Origin of the sequence: Candidatus Kosakonia sp. 282A-S69 (assembly GCF_029433855.1) — a bacterium.
In the GTDB taxonomy this organism is placed as follows: domain Bacteria; phylum Pseudomonadota; class Gammaproteobacteria; order Enterobacterales; family Enterobacteriaceae; genus Kosakonia; species Kosakonia cowanii_A.
This window is the reverse complement of sequence record NZ_JAROAU010000001.1, coordinates 398,340-408,367: the sequence shown is the minus strand read 5'-3', so window position 1 is coordinate 408,367 and position 10,028 is coordinate 398,340. Positions and strand designations below refer to the sequence as shown.

The window sequence follows — 10,028 nt, the reverse complement described above, 5'->3', positions numbered from 1 at the left end:
GGCAAAGCCGCCACCCGGCATCATGCACCGCACATTCATACCGCACATTAACGTAGGCCGGGTAAGGCGCAGCCGCCACCCGGCATCACGCACCGCAAATTCATATCGCACATTAACGTAGGCCGGGTAAGGCAAAGCCGCCACCCGGCATCATGCACCGCACATTCATACCGCACATTAACGTAGGCCGGGTAAGGCGCAGCCGCCTCCCGGCATCAGGCGCTAGCGCTGCTGTGCCAGCCAGACCAGCATTTTCAGGCTCGCGGAGTAGTAATCATCCTGCGCAGTGATCTGCGGCTCTCCCGTCGCCTCGCCAACGGTTAAATCCCGTACCGCCAGCAACCCTTCATTCATGTTGTAAGGCGCATTCTCGTTGGTGGTCACATTCACCCACGCCGGCGTTTGGCTGCGCTCAAACCCCTGCCACCAGCGACGCCACGGTGCTAACAGCGCGCTCTGCGGATTGTGCCAGGCAATATAGAGCGGCACGCGAATGGCATCGTAGCTCATGCGCGGCGGCCACTCCGTTGCCGGGCTAAAGGTGCCGTCTGCCGAGAGAGAGACCCAGTCGGTCGGCAGGTGCGGTTTGCCGAAGGCCATCTTGCCCACCATTTTTTGCCCGTCATCAATCAGCTGCTGCCAGATTGTCCGGTGGCTGCGGTTGGCGAAATCCTGCCACGCCGGGAAGATGAAGTAGGAGGGGTTCAGCGTCACGCGGCTGTGGAGATTAAAGCCTTTCGCCCCCGGCAACATCACATGATAGCCAGCAAAGGTGGTGACGGTATGTTTCAGCACCGCCTGGGTAATGGCGTCCGACGCGGCGGTGTAGGTGGGCTGATTCCAGCGCTGGCCCGCCTTTAACAGCGCCCACGCGATAAGGATATCGCCATCGGTGGCATCGTTTTTATCGGCGATCGGATCGGCCTCTACCGGGTTATAGCGCCAGTAAAAGAGGCCGTTTTCCTTGTTTTGCAACGTGGTATGGGTCCAGTGCCACATGCTGTCGAACGCGGCTTTATCGTTATTGCCGACCGCCATCAGCATGGCGAAACCCTGCCCTTCCGTGTGAGAGACGTTGTTATTGCCGGTATCGACAATTCGCCCGTCGGGCATTAAAAAGCGCGCTTTGTAACTCTCCCAGGCGGTCGCCGCCTGCGACACGGTGGAAAAGAGCAGGCTGATTAGCATGACCATTGCGCTAAAGAGGGGTTTAAACATAGCGAATCTCACTCTGGGTTGGCGTAGCGAAAGAGAACATCCGAGACAGAATAGAGCGCTTCCCGGTTAAACACGAGGCGCGCATCGCCGCCCTGATCCTGCATCCAGCGGCCATAAAGCCCCTCCAGCACGGCGCAAAAGGCGTGACACCAGCGTGTCTGCTGCGCCTCATCGCGGGCGACGGGCAGCGCGCGGTGGCGGAAGGTCATGCCGCTGTCGTGGGTCTCAATATCCATCACTCCCCAGTGAAAGGCGGCCAGCCTGGCATTGATCGCCGCTTCCAGCTCGCCGACGGTGGTGGATGGCGCAAGCGGCGTCTGCGCGGCCAGCCTCTCGCCCATCTGGCGTAAAAACAGCAGGCTCTGCGCTTCGCCAACGTTTCTCACCATGCCATCGATTATCACGTTAAGCAGATCAAACCAGCCCGGCGGCGTCTGCTGTTGCTGATGCCAGGCCAGTTCAGGGGACAGGTTACTGCTCATTATTTCTCTCCCAACATATACCGCAGCCAGATGCCTGCGGTGCTTTCGTTATAACTGCCGAAGGTGTCATACCCAACGTTGCCGCCCACCGACATATTTTTGTTCACGTTGTAATCCAGCCCGGCGCGGAAGTTGTAGCCGATGCCGTTTTGCGACGCGCCACGGTACTGCGCCTCTTTGATAAAGCCGAGCGCTGCCAGCTGCTCCAGCATCCCCTGCGCCTGCGGCGAGGTCGGGAAGTAGTCGCTCTTATCCTGGGTGTAGGATTGATACCCTACCGCGCCGCCAAGGCGCACTCTCCAGTTATCGATCTTCTGCGTGAAGTCCACAGGCAGCGAGACGCTGACATAGTTCTGCGGGCTGAAATAACCGCCCTGGCCAAAGGTGAAGTAGCTGAGGTTCTTCGCGTAATCCATCCAGCTGATGCTCAGGCCGGTCTGCAACTGGCGGAAATCATCATGCCACGGGCGTAAATAGACCCCGGCGTTAGCATTGAGGCTAGTGTTGCTGGCCACGTTCTCACCGAGATAGCTGTAGCCACCGCCGCCAATATAGAACCCGGCATCGCCATCATCGTAACTCAGCTGCGCGCTACCGCCGTTTTTGGTCACCCGCCCCCAGCGCTCGCCGGAGAACTTATCCTGCAAGCCGACGTAAGAGAGCAGGCTGTCGGTGACCGCGCGCCGCTCGCCGGTGAGGATCAGCGTCAGGTAGTTGGTCAGCTTCGGCGACCATTTCACGCCGCCCACCAGCGTACTGAGATCCTCCCCCAGCGGGGTGGTGCCAATGTCGAGCTTATAGCCCTCGCCGCTCAGCGCCATATTCAACTCAACGCCGCTGCCGTTCTGCGCATCGGTCGAGGCGCGGATCGGATCGTTATAACTTTTCTTGTAGGTCGACTCGCTCAGGCGTTGTAAACGGTTTGAGCCAAGCAGCGCGCTGAGGTTGTCGAATCCCTCTTCGGTAAAGGGGGATAACTTCCCGGCGTCGGCGTAGCGGGCAAGATCGGTGAACTTATCGCTGCCGTCCGTGGCCGTTGAACTGTTCGCCGTTTTGATGGAGGCCGCCAGATTGGTCGCTGCATCCGCCAGCGGGTTGCTGCCATAACGCCGCCAGGCATCGCCCGAGGCGCTGCCTGAACTGAGGGAAACCGGCGTGGCGGTCAACTCAAAGCGCGACTCGCCAAACGGCGAGCTGGACCAGCTGAGCGGCGCTTTCGCCTCCGTCAGTTTGCTGGTGCCCGTCTCACCGTCGCGCCCGCGGATTGCCACCGCACCCTGCAACCACATGCCGGTTTTATCGTTCATCTGCTGCATCATCTCGTCCACCTGGCGCAGCGTGCGGCTTTGCGTGGTCTCGAGGGGCAGATCGGTGCGCGCAGTGCCCGGCAACAGGCTACCCGGCTCGCGCGCCGTCTGCGCCACCTGCCATGGCATAGCTTGCCCGTAAGGCGACGGCGTTTTACTGGTGGTGGTGAAGGGGTTATCCGCCAGCAGCACCCCGCCGAGGGTTGGCGTACCTGCAGCGTTGCTGGCCTCCAGACCGACCAGCTTGCCGCGCGCGCTGCGTAGATAGGTCATCGCCTGCTGGTGGTTGCCTTTCGCCTCCTCCAGCCGCGCCAGTAACAGCAGACGGTCCGGCGAGGTGTCGCTGCGCAGGCCGCTGGCGAGGGATTGCGCTTTCTCGACGTTGTTCTGTGCCAGTGCGACATCAATCGCGCCGACGCGCGCCGCCTGAGCGTCGCTGTCGCGGGTCATCAGGTAGTCATAGAGCACGCCCGCCTCTTTGTTCATCTTGCCGGACTGGTAGAGGCGCCCCATCGCGAACATCAAGTCGGTATTCTGCGGGTCGTTTTGCAATGCGCGGATCAGCGTGTCGTACGCCGCGGCGTAGTTTCCCTGCTCGCGCAGCCTGTCGGCCTCGTTGATGACATAGCCGTTGCGTACCCCGGCAAGCTGCGCGGGCGTGCTGCGCGCCTGCATCTCGGGGCTTTCGACAAACGCCTGCGCTTCGGCGTTCAGTCCCGCCTGGTTAAGCACGGCAACCTGATCGGCATAATCCCCGGCGTTGCCCTGCACGCCCTGGCGCATATTGCCGCGCACCAGCGCGACCGCCGAGGTGAGATCGCCGCTGCGCGCCAGCATACGCGCCAGTTTCCCGGCATCGACCGGGCTTGCGGGCGAAGTTTGCGCCAGCGCTTTCAGGGTGTTGGCGGCGGCGGTCATATTGCCCTGCGCCAGGTAGCGCTCGGCGGTGACCATCTGTAAGTTATAGTTGGCTCGCTGTGCCAGCTCTCGCATCTGTGTCGTCTGGCTGGCAGGCGAAATGCGCCCCAGCAAAGCGCTGGCCTGCTGCCAGCCCCCCTGCTCACTGGCAAACAGCGCGGCGGCATAGAGCGCGCTGGCCCCGGCTCCCTGACGCTGCGCGGGCAGCATCACATTCGCCGCTTCGTTCTCCTGCCCGGCCTGCACCAGCAGACGCGCCAGATCGAGACGCAGCCAGGCATCATCCGGTAAGCGCGCCACCCCCTGACGCAGCACGGCAATGGCCTGCTGACGGTTGCCGTTTGCCGCCAGCTGTTGCGCTTCGCGGCGCAGCGGATCGCCCGGCGTACCACTCACCGTGCGCGACTGCAGCTTCGCCTGCAGGGCGGCGGGCAAGGTGCGCAGAATGGTCTGCGCCTCAGCGGTTTTGTTCTGCTCACGCAACACGTAGTAGAGGTTTTCCCGCGCCGGAGCGTTTTGCGGCTCGCTATTGAGCACGCCGCGCAGCGCCTGCTCCGCCTGCGGGTAATCTCTGTTCTGGCGCAGGACATCGGCGCGAAACAGCTTCGCCGCCGTACCGCGCTCGCCGTTTTGCTCTGCCAGCGGCGCGGAGATCGCCAGCGCCTGGCTGAGGTTCCCCTCTTTCAGTGCCTGCTGCGCCTGCGCCAGTTGGCCATAAAAAGCGGCATCTTCAGCCTGCGCCCGCCGCTCGTCGGAAGCCTCGCCGCCCTGGCTTGCCGCCCGGCTAAGATATTGCGCCGCCGCCTGGTAATCGCCGTTGCGCTGGGCGATATAGCCCATGCCCGCCAGCGCGTCGGCATCCTGCGGGTTGGTTTGCAGCACCTGTTCAAACTGGCGCTTCGCTGCACTGCTGTCGCCGCTGTTGAGCGCCTCAAAGCCTGCGCCTTTTGCCCGCCCGCCAATGCTTTTGCGATACCAGGCCTGCATTTCGCTGTCATCAGGATGGCGCTGCAACCAGGTGTCGTAGAAGCGCTCATCGCCCGCCTGCGGAGCAAGCCACAATAGCGCCTGGCGCAGCCCCTCATCAGCCTCTTTGCTGCCGCCCGCCATTGGCTCCAGCGTCAGCATCCCTTCGCGGCGCGTCGCTTCCTGCCAGGTCAGCAGTTTGCCGAGCGCAATACGCGCAGCGTTATCCTGCGGATGTTGCTCTACCAGCGCGCGCAGCTGTGCCAGCGCCTGCGGGTAGAGGCTTTTGTCGCTCGCCATGGTGAGGTAATACTCCGGCGCCAGGCTCTGCGGTGGCGTACTGTCGTTGAACAGGCCGCGCCAGGTCTCCAGCGCCGCCGGAATATTACCGCTGCGCGCCTGTTGCCGCGCCAGGGTTAACTGCCCCTGTGGCACCTGCGCCAGCGCGTTGGCGTTATCGAGCGCTTGCAGGCTGCCATCGGCCGGGGCGGTTTGCACCAGGCGCGCGCGCCACTGCGCAGCACGTTTCAAATCGCCATTTTGCTGCGCCCACAGCGCCAGTAAGTAGAGCGCCTGGGTGTTGTTGGCATCGACCATCAACACCTTTTGCAGCGACGCCGTCGCCAGATCGTCGTGGGATTTTTCATGCCAGTAGTTGGCCTGATCGAACAGCGCTTTTAACGCCGCCGGGTTAGGCGAGACCTGCGCCTGGCCGGGCGCCGCGAAGCTGAGCGCGCCGGAGAGGCACAATAACGCGGTGACCTTTTTCATTTCTGCTTCTCCGGGTTGAGTCGTTTACGCTCGCGCTGTTTCAGGGTGCGATAGAGCAGCCCGCCTGCCAGCGCGCCCAGCAGCAGGCCGAGCAGCGCCAGTAGCGCCGAGTGCTGGTTGGCGTACCAGATAATCATCATCTGCGGCGGCATCTCGCCGCTCGGGAACTGCTCGCCGACGCGGAAACTGCGCACGCCGTTCTCATCGGTAATGATCGCCGCATCACCGCGGATACCGGCGTTAATCGTTGCCGAGGAGAGATCGTCATGCAGCTGCGCCAGTTGGCCATCACTGCTGCCGAGCGCCAGCACCACCAGCCGTTTGCTGTTCCACGGCGAACGGAAGCTGATAAAGCCCCGCCAGGCTTCGTTGGAGGAGAAGTAGCGATCCGCCTCCAGCCCTTCGGCGGCCCAGTCGCCCGTCATCCAGCGTTGCGCCTTCTGCCACCTGCCCGGTTTACGCACGCCCAGCGTGCTGTCATGGGCGGTGAAGGGCGAGTCGGCGAGCAGCGCGCGGTTAAACGCATGCTGATCCATACCGCTTATCGCCAGCACATCGCGGTTCTCCAGCACTGCACGCGCCTGGTCGCCGGAAGGCATGCCGAGCAGCACACGGTTGTGGGTTAAGGCCGTGCCAGTGGCGTTACCCGCGCGCGCGGCCATATCCAGCAGCGTTGCCAGTTGCGTTTCGCTCGGCGCGGGCGGCAGCATCAGCACCGTTTCGGCGTAGTCCGCCAGCCGGGTGAAGGGGAATGAAGCGCCGACAAAGTAGGAGAGATTGGGCAGCAGCGCGAAGTGGCGCGTGTGGCTGAGATCGATCCATGAGTGCTCGTCGATGCGGCTCTTGATGTTGTTGTTCAACAGGGTGCTGCACGGCGCATCCGCCTTCGGCACGATATTGAAGTAGAGGGAGAGCTGGTTGTCGCCATAGATCATGTAGGGCTCAAGCGGCATATCAAACTGCTCCTGGCGGGCATCGCCGCCGAGCTTATGCCACAGCCCCTCCAGCGCGCCCTGCTTGTTCATCGGCAGGTTGTGCAGGAAGGTGTTGTTAAGGGTCATGCTCAGCCACGAGCGCTCTTCATCGATCCAGTTTTCGGCGGGAAAGCGGTACCCGATATGCAGCGGAATGGTCTCGCCGTCCCACAAAAAGAGATCCGGCGCGGCGCGAAACGCGACCTGGAGCGACGGGTGCCAGATGCCGGTGGCGGTCAGGCTTTGATCCTTGCGGATCAGTTCTGAGAGCATCACCGGACGATCGGTAGCGATCCAGCGCGGCGCATCGTAGGGCTGGCTGCGCGGCAGTGTCTGTGCCGCGACTTCTGCGGCAGCGGTTTGCGCCACGAACTCGCCGCGCGTCAGACGCCAGGCCGCCGCCCGCAGCGCCTCATCATCTTTGCCCACCACCAGCAGCAGCTTATAGACCGGGTTAGCCGGGTTATCGATGATCTTCAGCAGCGGCTGGTGGCTTTGCGGCAGCGTCAGGCCACCGATCAGCTCGCCCGGATGACCAATGAGGATGCCGTTTTTCTCCGGCAGGCGGTCATGGTACGCAGCAAAGGTGACGCCGCGATAATCGGCCTGAATCCCTAACCATGAGGCGATCAGCGCCCCGGCGCTAAGGGCATCGGGGCTCAGTTTCGCCGAAAAAGCGATAGCGATGGCGGCGGGCGTCATCTGCATGCTGTCAAAAAAGGGGCGCGGGAAGCGGCTGAGATCGGCACCCATATCGAGCTGCTGCCCTTCCAGCTCGAAGCGCGACTCCGGCAGGATGGTCACATGCCTTTTGGTGTCGGCATCGCGCTGGCACTGCACGGCGTCACCGCCGTTGATTTTGAAGCTGAGATTATTGCTGGAGACCATCAGCGCCGCTGGCACATCAAGCTGGTAGCGGGCGGTATCACCGTCGACGGTGCTCAACGGCACGGTGCCGAGCGGTTGCCCGTTCAGCATCAGTTGCAGCGTGGCGTTAGCCGCCGACAGCGCCGGGGAGATTTTCAGGCTCAGCGCCAGCCGCGCGTTGGTGACCACTTGATCGACCGGCAGCGTGAAATCGACCCCGCCCTGGAACTGCCCGCCGCTGAGCGTGAGCCCCTGCGGCTGGCCCATCTGCGCCAGCGACACGCTCTCGACACGCGAGGGAGCAAAGGCGGAGAGCGCCGGTAGCAACGCGTCAACAGGCGTCGGCTCACTGTGCAGCGGCGCGGTGACCAGCGCGCTCGCCAGCAGGGTTAACAGGGTGAGACGTTTCATATACGGCTCTCCTCCTGCGTCACGTTCGCCGCTTTTTCTGCGCGCAGGCGGCGGTTTTCACGCCGCGAACGCCAGGTGAGCCAGAAGAGGTCAAAGACGCAGCGCACAATGGTCAACATGGAGCGGAATGGGTTGTCCTGCGGCTTCGGCGGGTGGATCCACGCATCGGCGCGCGCCAGCACCACACGCACCAGTTCGCGGCGGCGCGCCAGCGGAATATCATTGAACATCAAGCGGATGGAGTTCTCATCGCTGGCAATGGTCTGCACCGGCAGGAGAATCGCCCCGGAGTGCAGCAGCAACTCGATCTCCTCGATCGTCTCGTTCAGATGACGATCGTCCGGGGCGATAATGCGGCAGCCACCCATCGACAGATCCGCCGTCTTGCTGCGGGAGACAATGCCGCTGGCGTAGTGGATCAGCACCGGAATCCCGACCTCAATGCGGATGGTTTTGCGGGTTTGCCGCGTTTCGCGCGCCACCGCAATCGCTGCCAGCAGGAAGATAAGGCTGTATAACCCCCAGCCGACGTTGAGGGCAATGACGCGCGGATCGACGCCGAAGTAGTCGTGAGCGCAGGTACGGACAATCCCGGCGATCACCCCTGCGCCAAGCAGCAGAGCGATAATCAGATGCGGACGCACCACGCTGAAGTCGAAGTAGCCGACGTTGAGCAGCCCGCCTTTGTCGGTGACGTTGAATTTGCCGCGTTTCGGAAAGAGCATCGTGACCGCTGTCGGCAGCACAATGTGGAAGGCGAGCACCAGGTCATAAATCTCACCCCAGAAGCTGTAACGAAAGCGCCCATTCAGCCGCGAGTTAACATACACCGCGAGAAAGAGGTGCGGCAGCGCGTAGGCGAAGATCAGGCTCGCCGAGGCGTGAATGATATTGAGGTTAAAGAGCAAGTAGGCCAGCGGCGCGGTTAAGAAGGCAATTCGCGGCATAGCAAACTGGTAATAGAGCATCGCGCTGAGGTAGCAGAGCCGCTGTTGCAGCGTCAGCCCTCGTCCGAGCAGCGGATTATCGAGACGGAAGATCTGCGTCATGCCGCGCGCCCAGCGGGTACGCTGAATCACATGCAGCACCAGACGCTCGGTCGCCAGCCCTGCCGCCAGCGGGATATCAATAAACGCCGAGCCCCAGCCAAGCCGCTGCAACTTCAGCGCGGTGTGGGCATCTTCGGTAACGGTTTCCACCGCAAAGCCGCCAATCTGATCGAGCGCGCTGCGGCGAATAACCGCGCAGGAGCCGCAGAAGAAGGTGGCGTTCCAGTTGTCATTTCCCTGCTGGATTGGGCCGTAGAAGAGCGCCCCTTCATTGGGGATATTGCGCCCGACCGAGAGGTTGCGCTCAAACGGATCCGGTGAGTAGAAGTAGTGCGGCGTCTGCACCAGCGCCAGTTTCGGGTCTTGCAAGAAACCGCCGACGGTGGCCTGGAGAAAGATGCGGGTCGCCACGTGGTCGCAGTCAAAAACACAAATTAACTCACCGTGGGTCAGCTTCATCGCATGGTTGAGGTTGCCCGCTTTCGCGTGGGCGTTGTCACTGCGCGTGATGTAGCCAACGCCAGCATCGGCGGCAAATACCGCGAACTCGCTGCGTTTACCATCGTCGAGCAGGTAGATCTTCAGTTTGTCGCGCGGGTAGTCGAGACACTGCGCCGCCAGCACCGTGTCGCGCACCACCTCCAACGGCTCGTTGTAGGAGGGTATATAGACATCGACCGTCGGCCACAGGCTGGTGTCATCCGGCAGCGGCACAATGTCGCGCTTCAGCGGCCAGGCGGTTTGCAGGTAGCTGAGCAGCAGCATCACCCAGACATAGACTTCGGCCAGAAACAGCCCCATGCCGAGCAGCGTTTCAATTTCCGAGTTGAAGTGCAGCGTCTGGGTCAGGCGAAAGTACATATAGCGGGTGGAGAGCAGCACCGACATCGCCACCATCACCAGCGAGACGCTGCGCTTTTTACTGAGAGTGCCGGCGATGAACAGCGCGCCGATGCTGATGAGGCCGAAAATGTACTGCTTCTGGCTGTCCATCGGCGTGATGATCACCAGCAGGGCGAGCGGCAGCATAACCAGCGCCAGCAGGAGAGAGAGGATCTTTTTCAT

The 10,028-nt window shown here is 62.3% G+C and carries 5 protein-coding genes; all 5 read right to left on the bottom strand.

Features of this window, described 5'->3' with window-relative positions; translation table 11 throughout:
* Positions 1 to 222: 222 nt before the first annotated feature.
* The 5 genes from PU683_RS01860 to bcsA are packed head-to-tail and all read right to left on the bottom strand — an operon-like array spanning position 223 to position 10,028.
* Complete coding sequence (locus tag PU683_RS01860) at positions 223 to 1,218, bottom strand: family 8 glycosyl hydrolase (protein ID WP_277169840.1); 996 nt, start codon at positions 1,216 to 1,218, stop codon at positions 223 to 225.
* A gap of 8 nt (positions 1,219 to 1,226) precedes the next feature.
* Positions 1,227 to 1,703, bottom strand: coding sequence for a cellulose biosynthesis protein BcsD (gene bcsD, locus PU683_RS01855; protein ID WP_277170471.1), 477 nt, complete (start codon positions 1,701 to 1,703; stop codon positions 1,227 to 1,229).
* Positions 1,700 to 5,662 (bottom strand): cellulose biosynthesis protein BcsC, encoded by a 3,963-nt coding sequence (locus PU683_RS01850; protein ID WP_277169839.1) that lies wholly within the window; start codon positions 5,660 to 5,662, stop codon positions 1,700 to 1,702. Before PU683_RS01850 ends, bcsD begins: the two co-directional genes overlap by 4 nt.
* Positions 5,659 to 7,914, bottom strand: a complete 2,256-nt coding sequence (bcsB, locus tag PU683_RS01845; RefSeq protein WP_277169838.1) for a cellulose biosynthesis cyclic di-GMP-binding regulatory protein BcsB — start codon at positions 7,912 to 7,914, stop codon at positions 5,659 to 5,661. The genes PU683_RS01850 and bcsB overlap by 4 nt, the downstream gene beginning before the upstream one ends.
* Complete coding sequence (gene bcsA, locus PU683_RS01840) at positions 7,911 to 10,028, bottom strand: UDP-forming cellulose synthase catalytic subunit (protein WP_277169837.1); 2,118 nt, start codon at positions 10,026 to 10,028, stop codon at positions 7,911 to 7,913. Before bcsA ends, bcsB begins: the two co-directional genes overlap by 4 nt.